Origin of the sequence: Planococcus sp. ANT_H30 (genome assembly GCF_008369335.1) — a bacterium.
In the GTDB taxonomy this organism is placed as follows: domain Bacteria; phylum Bacillota; class Bacilli; order Bacillales_A; family Planococcaceae; genus Planococcus; species Planococcus kocurii.
Genome location: NZ_VOBJ01000012.1, coordinates 17,317 through 37,629, shown reverse-complemented (window position 1 = coordinate 37,629; position 20,313 = coordinate 17,317). Strand labels below are relative to the sequence as shown.

The following is a 20,313-nucleotide window of genomic DNA, read 5'->3' as shown; positions in this document are numbered from 1 at the left end:
GTTAGTTTTTAGGCTGTTGCTTAGACTTCCATCGTTTCGAAGTTAACTTTTGTTTTGAAAAGTTCAGCTTGTTGCTGGGCTTTGGCTTTGTTGATTTGCCGTTCTTCTTCTAGTAATCTTAGTTCCCATTCCCCCATTTCAGGAAGTTGCGCTTTAAAGGCTGCATCAATAATCGCCAAATATTCAGCGCGCAGTTCGTCCATTCCGACTATTAGACCTGTCCCAATTTCTCCTGAAATTTCTACTTTTGCTTCTGTTATTAGGACTTCCCCCATATAAAACAAAGAGTTTTTAGCAGATTCTCTCATCTTCACCATAATCATTCCTTGTTCAGGAGGTGTTACTTCACGACATTCGTATTTATTTGTGACACTGGTTGCCATTTCTTTTGCCAATCTGCCATCGCCTTGAATAAGAATTTCTGTTCGTCTGCGTCTTTTCATGTTCACTGCCTCCTCGTCTGTAAGTTCATCGTAACTTGTCGCCAAGTGGCCGTGTTTTAAGCTGTCGTTAAGCTTTTGTAAAGGCGCTTAACAATTGGACAACCCAAAAAGCAGGTAGAGGAAACTGAATCGTTTTCTCTACCTGCTTTTATTTTTATTATGTATGAGCGAGTGTGACTTGTTTAATTCATCGTAATATCGTATGTAAATTTATCACTGCGATACAAAATTTTCGTATGCTCAAGCACTTTACCCGTCTTTTCATCAATACAGTCATTCTCTACTAGCAAAAGAGGCACCATGCTTTTACAAAGCAGGAGCTGTTGCTCTGCCGAAGTTGGAAAAGAGATGCTTAATAGGGTGTTGCTGTCGACAAATTTTCTATAGCCATGTTGTCGATAGTATGCAAACATTGAACGAATATGAGGTCCTTCTGTTGCTATTTCAGAAAATATTTTCTCACTGACAAAAGAATGATGAATAGCAATGGGCTGTCCACCGATTATCCGAATTCTTGAAACCTTGTAGACCTTGTCTGTTGGTTCACACTCCAACAACTTGTAAATTTTTTCTTCGTACGGAGCTTCTTCACAACAAATAAGACGCGTCTTCAAATCATAACCGGCTTGTTGCATTTTTTCAGTAAAACTCACTTTTCCGGTTAAATGCAACTTAATCAGCGTAGACTTTTCTTTTAAAAATCTTCCTTTGCCTTGTTTTGAAAAGATAAAACCACGTTCTTCTAGCTTAGTCAACGCTGCGCGGACAGTCATACGGGGCACGCCATACCAATTCGCTAGTTCGTTTTCTGAAGGCAATTTTTCACCAGCAACAAACTTTTTTAATGTGATTTTTTCCATTAACTCATCTAAAATTTGCGTCTCTTTATCAACCGAAATAAATACCCCTCCCTTTTCTATCTACTTTCACTATGGTCATTATACGCTATTTTCAATTTTAGTTAGTTTATTGTCTTTATTCTGCTCAATTAAATACTTTCGTACACCAACGCGTTAATTCACTAAATTTTCATTGCTTTATACTCTAGTATTCATTATAGTAGTAACATAATTTAACTAAGCAAGGTAGGAGTTGCAGAGATGAAAGAGTTTATGAGTAAACTGTTGAATGGTGTAAGTATTGGCGTGGTCGTAGCCCTAATTCCCAACGCATTATTAGGCGAGATTTTAAAGCTATTGATCCCGCACTTTCCTCCATTGCAGCATTTGTTTGATATTACAATTTTCACCATGAGCCTATTGCCCGTAACAGTTGGCGTCATGGTTGGTATTTCTTTTAAATTAACTCCAATTCAAACAGCAAGTGTCGGCATTGCAGCTATGGTTGGTAGCGGTGTCGTCGAAAAAACGGCAGAAGGCGTTATGACGTTAAATGGGATTGGCATTGTCGTCAATATTGCCATTACAGCGGCATTGGCAGTGTTGTTTGTCCAATTAATCGGCGATAAACTAAAAGCGTACGCGATTCTATTAATGCCTACTTTAAGTATTATGATTCCCGGAATGATTGGTTATTTATTGCTACCAATGATGAAACAATCGACTGGGTTGATCGGCTCACTGGTCGCGCATACTACTTCTTTGCAGCCCATAGTAATGGGGGCTGTTATTGCAATGATTTTTTGCGTTGTCATTCTACTCCCGGTATCAACCGTTGGGATTGCTACAGTTATCATGCTGTCTGGTGTCGGGGCAGGCGCTGCAAATTTGGGGATCGTGGCAGCGGGGATCGGCTTGGCTATTTCGAGCTATAAAGCCAATTCTCTAGGAACCGCACTCGTGCACGTACTGGGGTCTCCGAAAATTCAAATGAAAAACTTTTTAATGAAACCACAAATCGCCATACCCATGGTCATTACAGCTGCTGTTCTAGGCGCTTTGGCCGGCATCTTGAACATACAAGGCACTCCTTATAGTACCGGTTTTGGATTGTCTGGTCTCGTTGGTCCATTGAATTACATAAACCTTGCAGAAGGTGGTTGGAGTGGCCGTAATGTTGCAGTCATGCTCAGTACATTTCTAGTACTTCCAGTCATTTTGAATGTTGGTTTGCTGTACATCTTCACACGTAAGCTGAAAATAATTAAAGCTGATGATTACAAAGTTGATTTTGAATAAAAACGAAAAAGCCCAGCGAGAGAATTTTTTCTCGGCTGGGCTTTTTCATTTTCACACGCTACAGCGTCAAACAGTTACACCGTAGTCATTTACTAGCTCTACAGCTAGCCATCCTCGTACACTATTGACCAACCATAAAGCGTCGCAGTCAGCCAGTTCTTCTTTAGTTATCATTTTTTCTTCGATAACTTGCTGGTCCACCAATTGCTGTCGAAATGTTCCTGCTAACAAGCCGCAAGAAACCGGAGGCGTAAAAAACTTACCGTTTTTTTCGAGCACTGCGTTCCCAATCGTAAATTCTGTAATCTGCTGCTGTTCATTCCATAAAATGGCCGAAAATATTCCTTCTGGTAGTTTTCCAGACGCCTGCTCGTATACATCACGATGCGTCGTTTTATGGAATAAAAATGGATCACGACTATCTACCGCGCGAGGCGCCCAGATGCACTTGACTGGTTGAGCGATGGGTATTATGTTTTGTGCTTGCAGCTCTATTTGACCGTCTTTATCCACTAGCAACCGAATTTTGTATAACCCTACTGCATGTTTCTCTGCAAGTCTCCCTAATTCACTTTCGATTTTCTGAATATTTCCCGGGAAATGAAAATATTCTGCGGAATCTTTAAGACGAGCTAAATGATACGGCAGCAATGGATAATTTCCGTCTTCTAGTTTCAAGGATTCTAACAAATGAAACACAGGCCGTTTCGCTGTTAGCACCTGTGCCTTTGTATGAAGTTCTTGAAATTCCCCTTCAGAAGTTGAATCCCATGTAATACCCCCACCCACTCCGAAACGCGCAGTATCTCTTTCCCGGTCGATGACAACGGTTCGAATTGGCACATTAAAGACGGCTTGTTTTTCAGGCGTTATAAATCCGATAGCGCCACAATATACTTCTCGTGGTGTTTGTTCTAAATCAGCTATGTATTTCATCGTGCTAATTTTAGGTGCACCGGTAATCGAACCACATGGAAATAAGGCTTGAAACCAGTTTAAAATTGTCGCTGTTTCATCTAGTTCCGCTTGAACTGTAGATGTTAACTGATGAACTGTTGGATACGTTTCTACTGTAAACAGTGCCTCTGTTTTGACTGTTCCTTTTTTAGCTAATCGGCTCATATCGTTTCGAAGCAAATCAACAATCATTAAATTCTCAGCCTGTTCTTTTTCAGAACTTACTAATGCCTTTATGTGCTCGCTATCTTCATGTGTCGTGCGACCTCTTGATGCTGTGCCTTTCATTGGTTTGGCAGTAATTTTGCCTCCCTGCACTTTAAAAAACAGTTCTGGAGATGCGGAAAGTACACGGAACCTGCCGAGGTTTAAATAGGCCCCGTAATCTGCTTGTTGATTTCTCGCTAGTTGACGATAAAATGCCAAATCGTTCCCTGTGAACTTTGCAGACAGCCGTTCTGTGTAATTTACTTGGTACGTGTCACCTCTTTCAATTGCCTGCTTGATTTGCTGAATGCCTGTTTTATAGTGATCGATAGAGCTCGTCATGTTCCATTCTGAAACGGCATATGTTTGTAGTTCTTCAACAGGTGCATATTGTTGGGGTTCATTGAAAATGCCAAACCAAACGAGTGGCATTTCCCCTCGTGACTGCACGCGCATTTCGGGGTGAAAAGCTGGAGCTGCTTCATAAGAAACATAGCCCGCTGCGTAAAAGCCATCTCCGACTGCCTTCTCTACCTTATCCATCATTGTTGGGACTTCCGCTAATACAGCTGTTTCGAAGATGCTTACTGGCTCGCTAAAAAAAAGCGGTTCAATTTCGCCAGCTTCATTTCGAAACTCATACAATAGGTGAGGGTTTGACATTTCCAGCACCTCCCTTATTATTTTCTTTCCACCACTTCGCAAGTTCATAGCAATTTTTCAGCATGGCAAAGCCTTCAGCTGTTAAAATCGATTCTGGATGAAACTGTATGCCTTCAACCGGCATGCTTTCGTGCCGAACGGCCATGACAGCTCCGTCTTCTGAACGTGCGGTCACGACTAAACAGGTAGGAAGAGGTTCTTCTGCTACTAGTGAATGATAGCGAGTGACAGCTGTTGGATTGGCTATTCCCTTAAACAATCCGCCTTCATCATGCGTTAAGATGGAAACTTTCCCGTGCATTGGCCGACTTCCTTTTACAACCTGTCCTCCAAAATGTTCAATAATGGTTTGATGGCCAAGGCAAACACCTAGTATTGGGATCTGCCCACTTAGCTCTTTCAATACAGCTTGACTCGCGCCAGTTGCAGTCGGACGTCCAGGTCCAGGTGACAGTACAATAAGGTCCGGCGCGAGGTTTTCTAGTCGTGTTACAGTAAGTTCGTCATTTTGAAAAACGATTACAGCGTCGTCCAACTGCTCAAAATAATGAACGAGATTATAAGTAAATGAATCTTGGTTATCGATGATGATAATCACGGGCACACCTCTTAACTCTACTTTAGTGAATCGTTTCGCTATTTTTATTATACGCTGTGAAAAGCGTTTGATGGAAATTTATCCATAGCAAATACAAGAGCTTGAGCAATGTCTTTGCGACGAATTTAGCGTAGTGATATTTGCCCTTTTCCGCCCCCGTTCCAATTAGCCTGCTTTTACTAAGGCTACAAAATAAAAATTGATGGAGGAAAACCAATCATTTTTCTCCATCAATCTATTTTGAACCCCCTTTATGCGCTGCACTTCGTCATAAAACTCTTTGTTTCTTTAGAAGGTTTTGCTTGGCGGTTCCCCATTACTCTTCCGACAGATACTATCATTTCATGACCCATACCTTCTCCTCGAAATGAAGGAAGCACGGAAATGTGCTGGACTGTGAAAAACTCGTCGTCTTCTACGTGAATACCAATAATGCCCACATAGTAATTGTCTGCTTTCCAGAAGAAAAGTTGCCAATTCGGACGCTCGTTGTATAGCGCCATCGTCTTTTTCAACTGTTTCACATTTCGCTCTTGGGGCATGTATGCTAGCAAACCCATTGCAATTTTTTCATGCAATTTTCTATATCTGTGAATCATCAATATCCCCCTCTTTCGCTAGTCCTTCAAACTAAAGAATTTTGTTGAATGGCATTGAGAGCAGTTGATAGTCTCCTAGCAAAATCTTCAGGTGGTTCTTCTGACGACAAGTAAACGCAGATGATGTCCGGATTCGTATCCACACGATGCTGATAAGTTGTTGGCAATGGAATCGGGTATTGATGAAGCGCATTGATAAACGAATCTAGCTCGCTTGGCAGCAAAAAAATCTCTGCCTGATTGAGTGCATCTCCATTTTCTTGTACATGTTTAAAAGAAATATCGTGATCTAACGTACAACTAAAATTTTTATTATGAGAAACAATATTGATCGTTCTTTTTCTTTTAACTAAACATTCTCCTGCCTGTAACTCTACTTCTGCGTTCATCAGTATGCCTACTCGTTCAGCTAATTGTTGCAATTGCTTCATCCAGCTCACCCTCTCTATTTTTTGCCCAAACTTATCTATCCTTTTGGAAAAGAAATGTAGACAGAAAAACGCCGAAAAGAATCGTACGATTCTCTTCGGCGTTGTTTACAGCACTATTGTCTGTTACATCCAGCCAAATCATTAACGGTATATATGATTACATTTATAGACATCTATGGAGTAGATTTTTTTGACGGGAACGCCGAATTTCCGTACTTTTTAATCTGCTCTCTCGTATAGGTGTATCTAGCATCTTAAAATACAGCAAATAAAAGTTCACAACAAAAAGTTCCAACGTTTTATACGACTGGAAGTAGAGAGAATTTACATTTTCGCTCTTTTATCTTCTATACCCTGTTTCCGAAAAGTAAACACTTTTTGGAAAATAAAAAAACCCTAAACGGCTCACGTTAAAAGTGGCTATCGTTTAGGGGTTAGTTCATTATCTTGGTTTTGTCATTTAGTAGATTGAATCAGCTCAGCTAATTTTTCACAGCGAATAAAGTCACGCGGCTGCGGTGTTAATTCTACTTTCAAACTGGCAACTAGTGTTGTCTTTACGTACAGCATGTCTCGAAAACGATCGACTGCTCCACAAAACTCTGCGAAAAAACTATCGCCCGTCCCGAAAACCGCCGTCTGCAATTCTTTGTGTTCTAGTTTTTCAATCGCATGATATAAATCGCGCAGTTCTCCAGGAATTTCACCACTTCCCCACGTATACGTTCCAATTAACAGCGTATCGAAATCCGACAAGGCTGCTAGTGGAAAATCTTCTATTTTGTATAGCTCGGTATGAAGTCCTTGTTGCAAAATAGCTGCTTGCAGCATCTCTGCTAATTGTTCTGTGTTGCCGGTAACAGAAGCATAGACAATCGCCAGTTTCGGCTTATAGCTCGTCAAAACCATTCGACTGCGACACTTTCGTATACGTGCGTGATTTCTGTTCAAAGAAATCCGATTTTGTGTCGTTCATCATGTCATCACCAAATACGTGAATCCAAGGCATCGGATTGCTGCGTTCTTCGTATAAATTATCTAGTCCTAGCTGACGCAGACGCTTATTGGCCAAATACTCAACGTAGCCCTCAAACTCAACCAAATCCAAGCCCTCAATATCAGCCAAAATGTAATGCGCCCATTCTTTTTCTAGCTGTACCGCTTTGTCGATCGTTGTATAAATATATTGAATGTTTTCAGCTGTATGCAATTCCGGATTTTCTGTCAGCATAATGCGGATAAATTGCGCGATAAAATACGCATGCTGCATTTCGTCGCGTTGAATATAGCTGATCATCGTACTGGTTTTCAGCATTTTTTGCTGGCGTGCTAAATGGTAGAAAAACGCAAAGCCGGCATAAAAATAAATACCTTCGAGGTTAATGGAATTGACGCTCAGCTTAAACAAATTCTGCGGCGTTGGGTTTTGGCGAAATTCCTCGTATGCATCCAAAATTAACTCATTTCGTTTTTGAACAACTGGATCGCTTTTTGCTTGATTGAAGCGTGCGTTTTGTTCGCTCACGGAAACAAGTGAACTTAAAATATACGAATACGACTCGGTGTGTACCGCTTCTTGCTGAGAAATGACTGCAAAAATGGCTTTAAAGCTCGAATCCGTCACGTAGTCCATTGCCTGACTCATCGTCGGCGTTTGCAAGCTGTCGAGTGACGCTAATTGCGTGTTAATCCGTAAAAAGACATCCTTTTCTACATCGCTCAAGCTATCCCATTGCTTGATGTCGTCTTGCATATTAATTTCTTGTGCTTTCCAGAAGTTAGCAAGCAGTGCTTGATACAAATCATACATTTGCGGATAAGCAATGTCGTTCCAGTTTAACAGCCCTGAAGACTGGCCGTTCAACACGCCAGTCGATTTGTTTGGGTGCTCCGGATTTAATAATTTAATCTTTGTTAACGGTTCATGTATCGTCATGAGAATTCTCCTTTAGCTTTGGCATGCTTCGCATTCTTCGATTTCTGCCTGAGACGTACTGCGGACATAGTAAGTCGTTTTTAAGTTTTGCTTCCATGCTTCTAAATGTAATTCCAACAACTCTTTTGCTTTAATCGTGTGCGGCACATAAAAGTTAAAGCTAATCGATTGATCAATATGGCGTTGACGCGCTGCATTTTGTCGAATGCTCCATTTTTGGTCCAATACGTGACGCGAACGACGATAATAGTCATACGTGTTGTGATCCAAGTCTGGTGCAGTCACTTTAAATTTGAAATTCTTTTTCTCTTCTGCGTATTCCACTGCGTATAGCGGATCAATGCCGTCTGTTGAACCACCAATTTTCGCAGTTGATGAGTTAGGTGCAACAGCCATCATCCAGCCATTTCGAACTCCTGTTGTTGCCACTTGCTGTTGCAAGTCATTCCACCGCTCACTTGTGTAGTTGCGACGTTCAAAATACTCGCCTGTGTGCCATTCAGAACCTGAAAACTGACTGAACGCGCCTTTTTCTTCTGCTAGTTGCATAGAAGCACGTATCGTTTGATAAGCAATTTCCTCGTAAAGCTTATCGGCAAACTCAACCGCTTTTTCACTTTCCCAATGGATGCCTTCAAGTGCAAGTAAGTGGTGCCATCCGAACGTTCCTAAACCAATTGCGCGGTATTTTTTATTTGTTGCTTCAGCTTGTCCTACTGAAATCGTATTCAAGTCAATGACGTTATCAAGCATGCGTGTTTGAATCGGTACTAAACGCGCTAATACGTCAGCTTTGACCGCTCTTGGCAAGTTGATCGATGACAAATTACAAACCACAAAATCGCCTGGCTTGCGGATCATAACGAGGTTGCCGTCTTCATCAGTATATTCTTTAACAATAGTAGTAGCTGACATATTTTGCATAATTTCTGTACACAAGTTACTGCAATAAATCGATGTCAGCCCGCGACCTCTTGTGTGCTTGTTCGGATTTTGACGATTGACTTCGTCACGGTAAAACATATACGGTGTGCCAGTTTCTAGCTGAGACACCATGATGCGCGCCATAATTTCCATTGCGCGATACGTTTTACGCGGCAATAACGGATGATCGACTGCTTCTTGGTATTTATCGCTAAAGTATTTGGTGTCTTTTTCATCGTAAAAGTCTTCTAGCCCTAACGCATTACCATTCGCATCTTTCCAGCCCATCACTTGCTTGACTTGGTGTGGACAGAACGTATGCCATTCCCCAATACTGCGTCCGTTTTCGTCTTTTTCTTGCAGACGCTCCATAAACAAATCTGGAATTGATACACCTGTGAAAATATCATGTGCTTTGCGGCGCTCGTCGCCATTATTGGTTTTCAAATCCAAGAAGCCGTTCATAATGTCTTTATGGAAGACGTCTAAGTAAATCGCGACTGCTCCTTGACGTTGACCTAGCTGATCGACACTGACCGCTGTATCATTAAGCAAACGAATCCACGGTACGACACCCGAAGAATTGCCTTTGAATTTTTTAATGTCTGAGCCTAACGCTCGCACTTTGCCGTAATAAATGCCGATGCCCCCACCATCTTTACTAAGGCGCGCGATATCCCAGTTGTTTAAGTAAATGCCGTCTAAAGAATCGTCTACCGTATCGATAAAACACGAAGACAATTGCCCAAAACTTTTACCTGCATTCGATAAAGTTGGAGTCGCAACGGTCATATACAAATGACTCATCGCCCAATACGCTTCTTTAACGAGCTCTAATCGACGCTCTTGCGGCTCATTTTGCATTAACGTCATGGCAATAACTAAAAAGCGCTCTTGCGGAAGTTCAAACAACTGCCCTTCATAGTCTTTTGCCAAATAACGATCTGCCAGTAAAAACAAACCGATGTAATTAAATAGCAAATCCCGACTCGGCTCGATTTCTTGACCTATTTCTGTAATCTCTTCTTGAGAATAAGAAGCTAAGAGCTCTTTTGAGTAGATCCCGACTTGTGTTAATGCTTTGATTAACTCATAAAAGTCACCATATTTTTCAGTAGCGGAATAATTGCGGCTGCTTGCGGCTTTCTTATACAAATCACTGACATACAACTCTGCCGCTACGTAAGTCCAGTCTGGCTCGTCCATTGTGATGCGATTTAATGCATAAAGTAAGGATTGCTCGCCTTTTGCTTGTTCAGCGAGTTTTGCTGCTCGCTCTAGTAGCTCGCGCGTATCTAGTCCATAAACCTCAGTTGCTCGCTTGAGCGCTTTTTCTACTGCGTCCATTTCTGTTGTATCTGTTTTCATATTCATATCAGCATAACTCCTTTGCGAATTCGTTCACTTTCATGCGTCGCTGTTTCCGCTCCTGTGCGCTTTTAAATAATTCTTTTTCAGCAGGAGTTTCTGGTATAACACCAACGACCGGTGTCGGTTTGCCGTCACTGTCGACTGCAACCATTGTCAAAATAGCTGTCGTCGTCAAATTTCTATTGCCGGTTTCAATCTGCTGACATTCTGCTTTAACATACACTTCCATCGATGTTCTTCCTGTCGATATTACAACACCTTCTAAGATGAAAATGTCCCCTACTTTAGCGGAAGATAAAAAATTCACCGTATCAATCGAAGCTGTAACGACTGCTTTTCCGCTGTGCCTCATGGCAGTAATAGCGGCAATTTCATCAATATACGCGAGTACGGTTCCACCGAATATCGTTCCTAAATGATTCGTATCAGGTGGCAACACTAATTTTGTTTGAATGGTTCTTGCCACACCTGCTGCTAATGGTTCTGTCATGATTGCATTTCCTCCTTCTATGTAAAACAAAAAAACCCATCCTCTCAGGGAGGATGGGGTGGAAAACGCAGAATAGCGGAGAAAGGCAGCAAAAAATAGCTGCTCGCGCAGAATATCTTCGTTATCCTTCTCAACTCCCGGAGAAGATCATAAACTTAGAACAAAGGCAGGTTTCCTGGCTTGTGCGTCATCCTCTGCTATCTCCTTCCCGTCCATTGGACAGTGGATTGTGATAGCTCGTCAGCACTTACAGTTGCGGGTACAGCTCCGGTATTACCGGATTCCCTTTTAAGCCTTTTCAGGCACCTTTATCAATATTTTCACTACATATAGTTATTTGAATAATAAAAAACACTAAATGTTGTATCTATACACTATAAACCACTTTCATACTTTTAACAAGACTATTTACAAACTCGTGTTAATTAGCCGTCAAATATTGTTTTAACGCTTGTTTTACGGTACTCATTGTCTTTAGTTTGCTAAAGTCTACGCGCACATCGACAGCTTTTAATGCCAGTTCAGGACGAATTCCTGTAAAAATAAGCTGAATGCCTAACAAGCGCATGATTTGATCAATTTTGTATAGAAATTCTGCAACCACATTATCAATATTATAAATCCCTGAAACATCAATAATGAGACAATGCAAATTTTCTCCTTGAACTTTCTGCGGGATAATATCCAGCAGGCGCATACTCCGATCCCCATCGACTGATCCTACAAGTGGCAACACAGCTAGTCCATCAATAATCGGAACAATTGGTGCTGAAATTTCGTTTTTAAGTTGGCGTAAGTCATGCGACATTTTTTTCTGAAGCGTGATATCACGCATAGTGGACTGGATGGCTACCGTTTCTCCGTACTGAACTGGGTAACAATACAATTCAACATCGGCTAAAGTCCCGTCAAAACGTCTAACAGTCGTTTCCATCAACTCTCCAATTGTACGATTTTCCATCCCTTTTTGAATTCGCTTCGTAATTAATTCTTTGTAGTCGTCTGTAAAGACCTCTACTACATCTGCGCCCACAACTTCTTCTTGCTTCGCTTTAAAAAATTCAGCACCTGATTGGTTTATATATAAAACCTTCTGATTTGAATGGATAATTGTTGTTTCGTCAGAATAATTCACAATGTCCTGATACATTTTTTCTTTTTCTGGAATACTCGCTAACGAAGTTGGTGCATTCGGCATATCCCTTCACCCCTTCCGTTTCGGAAACTATCTACATCCTATTTTACACTTTTTCGAGAAAACTTTCAGTGTTAAGTAACACGTAAAAACAGCTGATCTATTCTTAATCCTTTCATCACTTATAAGACAGAAATTTCTTATCGTCCACTAGAAGTTCACATCAAATTAAAAAGAGTTGCCGGTTAAGCAACTCTCTCTACTTTCCTATCTATGCATCGACCCATTCAGAAGCTAGTTCTTTTTCTGTTTTCGGCTCGTCCGCTTTTTTAGTATTTTTGCTGGTATACGGTTTAAAACTCTTCGCTTTGTTGGCACCGGATTTCCAGCGAGTCCATCCTTTTTTGCCAGTTCCCTGACCCGTACCACTTTTCGGTTTCGCTTTTGCTTTGCTCATTTTAATCACTCCATTACTGCTACATTACTGCAACGATGAAGTACATCTTATCACATCAAGCCGTAAAATTAAACAAAATGTTCTTGTTAGACACGGGAAAGCCCTGTTCTCAACAACTTTAATTCTAATTCGTAATTTGCAATAGACTCATCAATCGTTAAGTTTTTAGCGAAATATTCAATCCAATTCCTAACGGTCACCGACATCATAATTTTAAGCAGATGGTATAGTTCTTTGTTTCCAGAAACGTTTAACTTGGTCGTATCGATCAAAAGGCTAATCGCTCGGAATTCTTCTGCAGACTCTTCTTCATTGACAATTTTAATAAATTTAGTTTCTACTTGTTCTGTCATATTCAAAAGGACGTTTCGTTTAAAGTCGAGTAATTCTTCTTCGTTTACGGTAAATCGGTAAAATTCACTAATAGCTTGAAATAGATCCCCACTTTTTTTCTGCAATATTGTTTTGAAAATTTGTTTTTGTTCGACCGCGTAGCCATTCAGCAAGTAAAAATAAAGATCTTCTTTCCCTTCAAAATATTGATAAAAGCTGCCTCGAGAAATCCCCGCTGCTTTAACGATATTAGCAATAGAAGCCTCTGACAAAGATGCATTTGAGAATTCCTGTTTAGCTGCTCCAATCAAGTGCTGTTGCTTGTCCTTAGGTAAATTATAAAAGGTTAGTTTTGGCATCGCTGTCTTCCTTTCTATCAACTTATGTCATTCTATTTAACGTGAAATTAGTTGGTAAACGGAACCGTTCTTTATCAATCAAAATCTCAGAAAGATCTTCATCATCACCAATCTGGTCTTTCAACTTGTTCATACGCAGCTGAATTTTTTCCATTTTGCGATCTAATTGTGCTGCTGATTCTGCCGATTCTTTCAACTCTCTAATAATATCAACGGGAACTTCTTTATTGTATTTATAGTAGATTTTATGTTCGAGGCTGGCCCAAAAATCCATCGCAATGGTTCTGATTTGCACTTCTACACAAACTTCTTCCACGCGGTCCGACATAAAAACAGGAACCACCAGCAATAAATGCAAACTGCGGTAACCGTTTGGCTTTGGATTCTTGATGTAATCCTTCACGTCAAGAACTTTTAAATCAGCTTGGTTTTGTAGCATTGTACTTAGCCGATAGATATCCGTTTCAAATGAACACGTAATTCGAATTCCCGCTATGTCTTTAATCGTCTTTTTAATATCTGAATGTGAAAGTTCGATTCCTTTTTTTGTCGCTTTTTTCATAATGCTTTCAGGAGATTTAACTCTTGAACTGACATTTTCAATTGGATTATAGTCATGAACAAATTGGAATTCCTGCTGTAAGATATTAATTTTTGTATTTATTTCATCTAATGCGAACTTGTAGCCCATCATAAATCTCATAATTTCTTTTTGAGAATCTTTCATTTTTCGTAAGTCGTCTTTTATACTAGCTTCCATTTTGTTGTCTCCTTCCATTTTCAAACATCCACTTTATCCTTCTTCAACTATGAACCTGCTCTGCTCAATTTTGATTTTCCAACGTACAGTCGTAGTTTTATTTTTATATTTCTAAACCGAACGCATACGAGTGACACCTTGTCACTTTCACAAGTAAAGCTTAACATGACAGAATGTCATATGTCTAACAAGAAGTGACAACATGTCATATCCACATATAAAAAGAGCCATACCCGATCGAGTGGGCATGGCTCTTTGCTAGTTACTCGGAAAGTACTTTCTGAATGTCCTTTTCAAACGATTCAGGTGTATCTTTTGGAGAAAATCGTGAAACGATTTTACCGTTCTGGTCAATTAGAAATTTCGTGAAGTTCCATTTGATACCACTTGTCAAAAATCCTTTTGTGTTGCTAGTCAAATAGTTAAAAAGCGGATGTGCGTCTTCGCCGTTCACTTTTACTAAGTCATGCATAGGAAAAGTAACACCATATGTCATACGACAAGCTTCTTGCGCTTTTTCTCCAGTGGCTTCTTCTTGTTTAAATTGATTGGACGGAAATCCTAAAACCATTAATCCTTGGTCCTTATAATCTTCGTACATTTTTTCTAAGCCATCAAACTGATCTCTCAGCCCACATTTTGTGGCGGTGTTAACAATTAACATCGCTTTTCCTTTATATTCACTTAACTGATATTCTTCACCATTCGGTTTCGGTACGGCAATATCGTAAATATTCATCTGCCATCACTCCTTATTTAGTGATTCAAGCCATTTTCCTTACAAATCCATGGTTTTGAAAGCGGCATTCAACTCTTTTAAGTTTTTCATCAACGCTATTGCGTTGACCCCCATAAAATTGCAGCTAGTGACTTTCTCAAAGACAGCTTGTTCAACCGCTAATTGTTCGCTTTTGGCCTTTTCCGTCAACGAAATGACAAATGCACGCTTATCCGTTTCGGACTGCTGTTTAATTAGCCTACCACGTTCAATCATCCGGTTAAGAATAGGATTTAACGTTCCTGTGCCAAGTCCTAGTCGCTCACCGATATTTTTTGTTAGCAGTTTGTCTTCATCCCATAGAACGAGCAACACGAGATACTGCGTAAATGTTAGGTTGAACGGCTCTAGTGCTTTAGCATACATTTTCGAAAAATTACTGGAAGCTTTATACACTTCAAAGCATAATTGCTGATCCAGTTTTGTTGGTTTTTCCATTCTTCTCTCACCTACATGAATTATTATAGAATGCTTAGTTCCACATCCACAGATCCTTGAATCGCTTTTGAGTACGGGCACGTATGATGTGCTTTTTCAACATATGTCCGCTTTAACTCTTCACTAATCCCAGTAATATCAACAACTAGTTTCACAGCTAGTTTCACACCGCCGTTGTCTTTATCCACAATCAGCGCAACAGTCGCGGTTACTTCGCTTTTCTCTATGTCCACTTTGTCGGCTTCTAGTACCAATTCCAACGCACTGTTAAAGCATGCGCTATAGCCTGCCGCAAAAAGCTGCTCAGGATTTGTCGCAGTTGTTGCGCTTCCACCAAGAGCCTGTGGTTTTGCTACGTCCATATAAAAAATGTTATCCGGTGAATAAACCGCTCCGTCTCTTCCGCCTGTATTAATCATTGTTGTTTCAAATAGTGTTTTCATTATATATGTTCCTCCATCCATTTATATCTTACACGATCTACATTAAATTATATCGTGTACGATGTAAAAGAAAATGCTCACACTTTCAATAAAAAGCTATTATTCTCCACAGAAGAAAATAATAGCTTTTGCTCAGATCTTATGATTAGTAAATAAACGGAATCAATCGAGCGCGCTGCTTCATCCACTGCTCATAATCAGACCCAAATTTCTCAATAAGCAACGCCTCTTCATAATTGATGCGTTGAAGTAATGCCCAAATCATGGCACTCCCTCCCACAACGGCTGCAATCATACTGCTAAAGAAAAGCGCCATGCCAAGTGTGATCAACAACAAACCCGTATACAATGGATGCCGTAGCTTCTGGTAAGGCCCGGTACTGACGATTTCATCGCCTTCTCGAACTGTAACGTAACGTGTGAATTGTGTTTTCAAGTGTAAAATTCCCCAAAACCGCAAAAACACACCCGCAGCAAGTAAGATGACACCTACTAGTTGCCCGACAACTACGAGTGATTCAAACGGTGCCAGTTCTTGCAATGCAAAGGCCACTAGAATTGTTGCGATCAATACGCCGAAAATCGAAAAAAACGTACGTTTTTCCAACGAATCGCCTTGGCCAATCCCACGATTGCGAAAAATTAGAAATTCACTTAGCCAAAACACACTTATTGCTGTAAACAGCCATTCTAAAATCGTCATCGCATAAGCCTCAACTTCCTGTCTCTTTCTTTCCAATATATCGAAAGCTGCCACACAACACAATTGCGACTACTCATAAAATTAAAAAGACAGTCAAGAAATCACGTAAACTGATTTCTTGACTGCCTCCTGTTCAATCTTCTATAGAAGAGATTTCAACTAACATTGCAGTAAATGCGATAAACACAATCATTAACGATAAAACCATTGTGAACATTATTCTTCAACTCCTACCACGTTTTGAATCCTTCTGAGCCTGGCGGTGCATGTTGAATCATATGTGTTAATGGAATTGCATAGGCAAGTACAATGAGTGCCAAAGCAAGCCCAATCCAAATCCACCAATTTTCTAACCATTTCGGTGTATTGCTCATATCACTTTCAGCCAACGGAAACTCAACCCTATCTTTCGCTTCAACAGCTTTTGGCGAAAGGAACATCGTCATGACAACGATGTAAATCAAGATCATTGCCGACACAAATAAAATGCTGCCGCCAATTGCCATTGTGACATGATTGGTTAAAATACCATCAAACCATTCTGCTGAAGAGGGATGATTGTTATAACTAGAGTAAGCGGTTCTTCTTGGTGCTCCGAGAAGACCTAATAGATGCTGCGCTGTCGACATTAATAGCATTCCGATAGACCACGTGATAATTTGCACCAGTCCTAAAACTTTCATAGATTTAGTAAATTTACGACCCGTTAAATAGGGAATCAGCCAAAATGTTACGCCCATAAATGTCATCGCTACCGGAGTTCCTACAGTAATGTGGAAATGTCCAACAATCCATAATGTATTATGAACCACTTCGTTTAACTGGAAACTTGCATTGATAATTCCGCCAGCTCCACCGGGAATAAAGAACAGCATGGCGATAAAAATAGACGTAAAGCGAATATCTTTCCAAGGCAATTTCGTAAACCAACCGAAAAGACCTTTGCCACCGTTTTTACGACCTGCAATTTCAAACGTTGCAAACATCGAGAACGCCGTCATTAAGGAAGGAACAATGACCATGAACGTCAAGACCACTTGAAGAAACTTCCAAAAATTTGAGATACCGGGTTCTGTCAACTGATGATGAAAACCAACTGGAATTGAAAATAAAATAAACAGAACGAAAGACAACCGTGCCAGAGAATCACTGAATACTTTTACACCTAGTAGTTTTGGTACAATTACGTACCAAGCCATATAGGCTGGCAGCAACCAAAAATAGACAAGTGGATGACCAAAATACCAAAATAACGAGCGGCTGAGTTCGACGTCAATTGTATCGGTCCACCCGAACGCCCACGGAATGTATTGGAAAAGCACAGTCGCTACAACACCTAGACACGCGATGATCCACATAATTATGGTGGTAATGGTCATAAAGGCAAACAAAGGACTCAATTGACCTTTGTTATTTTTACGCCATACGCGGTAATGACCGACCAATGCGAAACTGCTAATCCACGTTCCAATAATGACCAACGCAAGTCCGACATAGAAAAAGCCGCTTGCTTTTAAAGGTGCATAAAATGTATACATGACAGAGGCTTGTCCAGAAATGATCATGACCGTTGCCATAACAGTCCCAAGCAACGTCACCCAAAAACCAATCCAAGAAAACAAGCGAACTTTAGGTCCAAAGCTGCCTAAGCTTTTACTCATACCTGTAATAAAAAATCCGAAAATAAAAAATGTCGTATAAATAAGTGCCAGTAAAACACCATGTGCCGTTAAAATCTGATAATAATCTAACCACGCTGGTAATTGAAGTGCATCATTTCGGATAAATACTTGAAGAAGTCCACATAAAGTTCCGATTAAAAACGCAGCATACGCGACACCGATATTCCATAAAGCAATTTTGCGATCCTGCAAAGCAATCATTCTTCATACACCTCTATTTCTGTATACATCATATGGTGACCAGTCCCACAGTATTCATTGCAAAGAATCAAATACGTACCGGGCTTTTCAAACGTGTAAGATTTTGTCGTAATGCGACCTGGAACGACCATCATATTGACTTTCGTGTTATCAATTGTAAAACTGTGAACTACATCGGTGCTGGTCACTTTAAAAACAACTTCCTTGCCCACTGGAACTTTCAATTCCGGTGCGGTGTATCCAAAGGCCATCGCCACAATTGTTGCTTGATAGGTGTCGTCATCTAATTGAGTAACGCCCGGATTGTCAAACGGTGCCGTTTCATTTACCTTTTTGGGATCAATGGTTTCCATTCCTCCAGCAGGTGTGTGATTCTGAGAAAATGCACTCACTCCTACTACGCTTAAAAATACAACTAGAGATGCGATCCCTAACGCGAGCCAAATTTTTTCATACTTATGCAAATGCATGTTAACCTACTCCTTTCGTCATTTCTTAACGAGCTACATACAACAAATAAACAGCGACCCACATCACCACAATGATTACTCCCACGATAAGAACACTTGCGAAAGTTCCGTTAAGGTTCGTCTCCGGCTCTTGCTTTTCTTGACGCATTTTCCCTCACCTCTTATTCCTATCATCATTACTTTTAGACTATGCTATCTTGAGGTTTCACACTGTGATATTTCTCACACTGCGCATCTTTTTTTAACAAATTCACAAATTCACAACAAAAAAAGCCCACCACATGGGCAGGCTTTTCACTAATCGATTTTGCATAGGTAAATGGGACAGTTTTCACAATTTGTTTCTGTTTTTAAATGTTCCACGTCATGCAGAAGAATTTTTCCTTCAGACAAGCTCAGTGTTCCATTTTTTTTCAAATTTCCGAGTAGACGATTAACTACTTCTCTCGTCATCCCACAAAAATTAGCCAGCTCTTGATTTGTCAGCACCATATCAATCAAAATTCCTTTTTCTGTTTCAACTCCGTAGCTATTGGTGAGCCTGATTAACGTTGAGTACAAAGCTCCTTTTTTACCATGAAGCAATAAATCACGAAATTTTGTTTGGGTTTTTTGCTGATCGATGCCCATCCATTTCATAAAATTCATCGCAAGCTGACTATTCAGCAGCAATGCCTCTTCTAAATCTTTCATCCCTATATGAAAACATACGGTCTCTTCAACTGCACGAGCATCTAACATATATGTTGGTGCTTCAGAAAAAATAGTGACTTCACCGACGAGCTGATCTGGACCACAAATTTTTAGCGTAAGTTCACGACCGTTCGGCGTCACTTTTTCAATGCTAATTTTACCAGAGCGGATAATAAAAATTCCCTCGACCCTATCTCCTTCACGAAACAAGTAATGATCCTTTTTAAATTCTTTAACTTGATGGCGGATAGACAGCAATTCTTCTATTCCTGTCAACGACTTCGTGCTTTCACTGCTTTTTTTCATCTCGCACCAGCCTCTCCTGCTGTTTTCCGAACTGTTCAGTTTGACTCATCTTATCATAAATCTCTTGTTATTTATTCGGAACTTCACCATTCGGACATCTATCATGGAAAGATTATGACAAATAAGAAGGAACTCCTTTAACTTATAGCGAATCACTAGCTATAGAGACGAGGAGGAATCGCAAAATGACGTTAAAATATTCGAATATTTTAGTAGCAGTAGATGGCTCTGAGGAATCAGAACTTGCTTTTAGAAAAGGTGCAGCCGCAGCTACGCGCAATAACGCCACTTTGCATTTGGTTCATATCATCGATAATCGATCGTTCGGTTCTATCGAAGCTTACGATCGCACCATTGCAGATCGGACGAAAAAAACTTCTGAAGAATTATTAGGTAAGTACAAAGAAGAAGCATTAGCTGCTGGTGTCGAAAATGTAAATGTCATCATTGAATATGGTGTACCCAAAATCGTTATTCCAAAAGAATTAGCACCCAAACTACATGCTGACGTTATTATTTGTGGAGCAACTGGCTTAAATGCCGCTGAGCGATTCATAATGGGCAGCGTCTCTGAAAGAATCGTTCGCACAGCTAAATGTGATGTGTTAATCGTTCGAAGAGAACAACCTGACTTATTAGCAACCGACTAACAACAGCCTTCTCCCATAAAATTGGGAGAAGGCTTTTTTGATTAGTCACTCTCTATCACAACTCCCCCTCATAATCATCCTCCATATTAACCATTCAATTAATTAGAAAAAATATAATTTTCAAAAAACGTAAGCTATATGAACGTTT

Annotated in this window: 24 protein-coding genes and 1 riboswitch; of the genes, 2 read left to right on the top strand and 22 right to left on the bottom strand. The window is 40.3% G+C overall.

The genetic code is table 11. From position 1 onward, the window contains the following. Positions 1-20: 20 nt before the first annotated feature. Both phnG and FQ085_RS16825 read right to left on the bottom strand, forming a co-directional pair. Positions 21-443 carry a phosphonate C-P lyase system protein PhnG gene (gene phnG / locus FQ085_RS16830; protein WP_149457210.1) on the bottom strand — a complete coding sequence of 141 codons (423 nt, stop codon included), beginning with the start codon at positions 441-443 and terminating at the stop codon, positions 21-23. Positions 444-625: 182 nt separating this feature from the next. Then, entirely contained in the window at positions 626-1,303 is a 678-nt protein-coding gene (locus FQ085_RS16825) for a GntR family transcriptional regulator (RefSeq protein ID WP_410477417.1), read from the bottom strand. A 240-nt stretch (positions 1,304-1,543) separates the two neighbouring features. On the opposite strand from FQ085_RS16825, the gene FQ085_RS16820 reads away from it, so the two are divergent. Then, positions 1,544-2,581 (top strand): PTS sugar transporter subunit IIC, encoded by a 1,038-nt coding sequence (locus tag FQ085_RS16820; protein WP_149457208.1) that lies wholly within the window; start codon positions 1,544-1,546, stop codon positions 2,579-2,581. A 66-nt stretch (positions 2,582-2,647) separates the two neighbouring features. On the opposite strand, the gene pabB is transcribed toward FQ085_RS16820, so the two are convergent. The 20 genes from pabB to FQ085_RS16720 form a co-directional block, all read right to left on the bottom strand. Further along, a complete protein-coding gene (gene pabB, locus FQ085_RS16815) occupies positions 2,648-4,408 on the bottom strand; it encodes an aminodeoxychorismate synthase component I (RefSeq protein ID WP_149457207.1) in 1,761 nt (586 codons plus the stop codon). Next, positions 4,383-5,006 (bottom strand): anthranilate synthase component II, encoded by a 624-nt coding sequence (locus tag FQ085_RS16810; RefSeq protein WP_149457206.1) that lies wholly within the window; start codon positions 5,004-5,006, stop codon positions 4,383-4,385. Before FQ085_RS16810 ends, pabB begins: the two co-directional genes overlap by 26 nt. A gap of 251 nt (positions 5,007-5,257) precedes the next feature. After that, the gene (locus tag FQ085_RS16805) at positions 5,258-5,605 is read right to left on the bottom strand and encodes a GNAT family N-acetyltransferase (protein ID WP_149457205.1); all 348 of its coding nucleotides are present in this window, start codon (positions 5,603-5,605) and stop codon (positions 5,258-5,260) included. A gap of 26 nt (positions 5,606-5,631) precedes the next feature. Further along, the gene (locus FQ085_RS16800; RefSeq protein ID WP_058384022.1) at positions 5,632-6,036 is read right to left on the bottom strand and encodes a DUF1259 domain-containing protein; all 405 of its coding nucleotides are present in this window, start codon (positions 6,034-6,036) and stop codon (positions 5,632-5,634) included. A gap of 456 nt (positions 6,037-6,492) precedes the next feature. Further along, complete coding sequence (locus tag FQ085_RS16795) at positions 6,493-6,945, bottom strand: flavodoxin domain-containing protein (RefSeq protein ID WP_071152851.1); 453 nt, start codon at positions 6,943-6,945, stop codon at positions 6,493-6,495. Further along, on the bottom strand, positions 6,926-7,972 hold the full coding sequence (locus FQ085_RS16790; protein WP_149457204.1) for a ribonucleotide-diphosphate reductase subunit beta: 1,047 nt from the start codon (positions 7,970-7,972) through the stop codon (positions 6,926-6,928). The genes FQ085_RS16795 and FQ085_RS16790 overlap by 20 nt, the downstream gene beginning before the upstream one ends. Before the next feature lie 12 nt (positions 7,973-7,984). Next, positions 7,985-10,270, bottom strand: a complete 2,286-nt coding sequence (locus tag FQ085_RS16785) for a ribonucleoside-diphosphate reductase subunit alpha (protein ID WP_149457203.1) — start codon at positions 10,268-10,270, stop codon at positions 7,985-7,987. Position 10,271: 1 nt separating this feature from the next. After that, a complete protein-coding gene (locus FQ085_RS16780) occupies positions 10,272-10,757 on the bottom strand; it encodes an acyl-CoA thioesterase (RefSeq protein WP_058384019.1) in 486 nt (161 codons plus the stop codon). Positions 10,758-10,905: 148 nt separating this feature from the next. After that, positions 10,906-11,082, bottom strand: a riboswitch (cobalamin riboswitch). Between the two features lie 96 nt (positions 11,083-11,178). Further along, positions 11,179-11,955, bottom strand: a complete 777-nt coding sequence (locus FQ085_RS16775) for a PAS domain S-box protein (RefSeq protein WP_058384018.1) — start codon at positions 11,953-11,955, stop codon at positions 11,179-11,181. A gap of 208 nt (positions 11,956-12,163) precedes the next feature. Continuing rightward, positions 12,164-12,349 carry a DUF3934 family protein gene (locus tag FQ085_RS16770; RefSeq protein WP_058384017.1) on the bottom strand — a complete coding sequence of 62 codons (186 nt, stop codon included), beginning with the start codon at positions 12,347-12,349 and terminating at the stop codon, positions 12,164-12,166. A gap of 86 nt (positions 12,350-12,435) precedes the next feature. Further along, positions 12,436-13,041, bottom strand: coding sequence for a TetR/AcrR family transcriptional regulator (locus FQ085_RS16765; RefSeq protein ID WP_058384016.1), 606 nt, complete (start codon positions 13,039-13,041; stop codon positions 12,436-12,438). Between the two features lie 22 nt (positions 13,042-13,063). Continuing rightward, complete coding sequence (locus FQ085_RS16760; protein WP_149457202.1) at positions 13,064-13,801, bottom strand: GTP pyrophosphokinase; 738 nt, start codon at positions 13,799-13,801, stop codon at positions 13,064-13,066. Between the two features lie 262 nt (positions 13,802-14,063). Beyond that, entirely contained in the window at positions 14,064-14,540 is a 477-nt protein-coding gene (locus FQ085_RS16755) for a glutathione peroxidase (protein WP_149457201.1), read from the bottom strand. Positions 14,541-14,579: 39 nt separating this feature from the next. Next, a complete protein-coding gene (locus FQ085_RS16750; protein ID WP_058384013.1) occupies positions 14,580-15,017 on the bottom strand; it encodes a MarR family winged helix-turn-helix transcriptional regulator in 438 nt (145 codons plus the stop codon). Positions 15,018-15,040: 23 nt separating this feature from the next. After that, positions 15,041-15,460 carry an organic hydroperoxide resistance protein gene (locus FQ085_RS16745; protein WP_058384012.1) on the bottom strand — a complete coding sequence of 140 codons (420 nt, stop codon included), beginning with the start codon at positions 15,458-15,460 and terminating at the stop codon, positions 15,041-15,043. 145 nt (positions 15,461-15,605) lie between these two features. Continuing rightward, positions 15,606-16,163 (bottom strand): methyltransferase family protein, encoded by a 558-nt coding sequence (locus tag FQ085_RS16740; protein WP_058384011.1) that lies wholly within the window; start codon positions 16,161-16,163, stop codon positions 15,606-15,608. Between the two features lie 230 nt (positions 16,164-16,393). Continuing rightward, positions 16,394-18,046, bottom strand: a complete 1,653-nt coding sequence (locus tag FQ085_RS16735) for a b(o/a)3-type cytochrome-c oxidase subunit 1 (protein WP_149457200.1) — start codon at positions 18,044-18,046, stop codon at positions 16,394-16,396. After that, complete coding sequence (locus FQ085_RS16730) at positions 18,043-18,516, bottom strand: cytochrome c oxidase subunit II (RefSeq protein WP_149457199.1); 474 nt, start codon at positions 18,514-18,516, stop codon at positions 18,043-18,045. The genes FQ085_RS16735 and FQ085_RS16730 overlap by 4 nt, the downstream gene beginning before the upstream one ends. A 25-nt stretch (positions 18,517-18,541) precedes the next feature. Then, positions 18,542-18,664 (bottom strand): hypothetical protein, encoded by a 123-nt coding sequence (locus FQ085_RS16725; RefSeq protein ID WP_058384008.1) that lies wholly within the window; start codon positions 18,662-18,664, stop codon positions 18,542-18,544. A gap of 149 nt (positions 18,665-18,813) precedes the next feature. Then, positions 18,814-19,515, bottom strand: a complete 702-nt coding sequence (locus FQ085_RS16720; protein ID WP_058384007.1) for a Crp/Fnr family transcriptional regulator — start codon at positions 19,513-19,515, stop codon at positions 18,814-18,816. A 185-nt stretch (positions 19,516-19,700) separates the two neighbouring features. On the opposite strand from FQ085_RS16720, the gene FQ085_RS16715 reads away from it, so the two are divergent. Further along, positions 19,701-20,165 (top strand): universal stress protein, encoded by a 465-nt coding sequence (locus FQ085_RS16715; protein ID WP_058384006.1) that lies wholly within the window; start codon positions 19,701-19,703, stop codon positions 20,163-20,165. Positions 20,166-20,313: the final 148 nt, after the last annotated feature.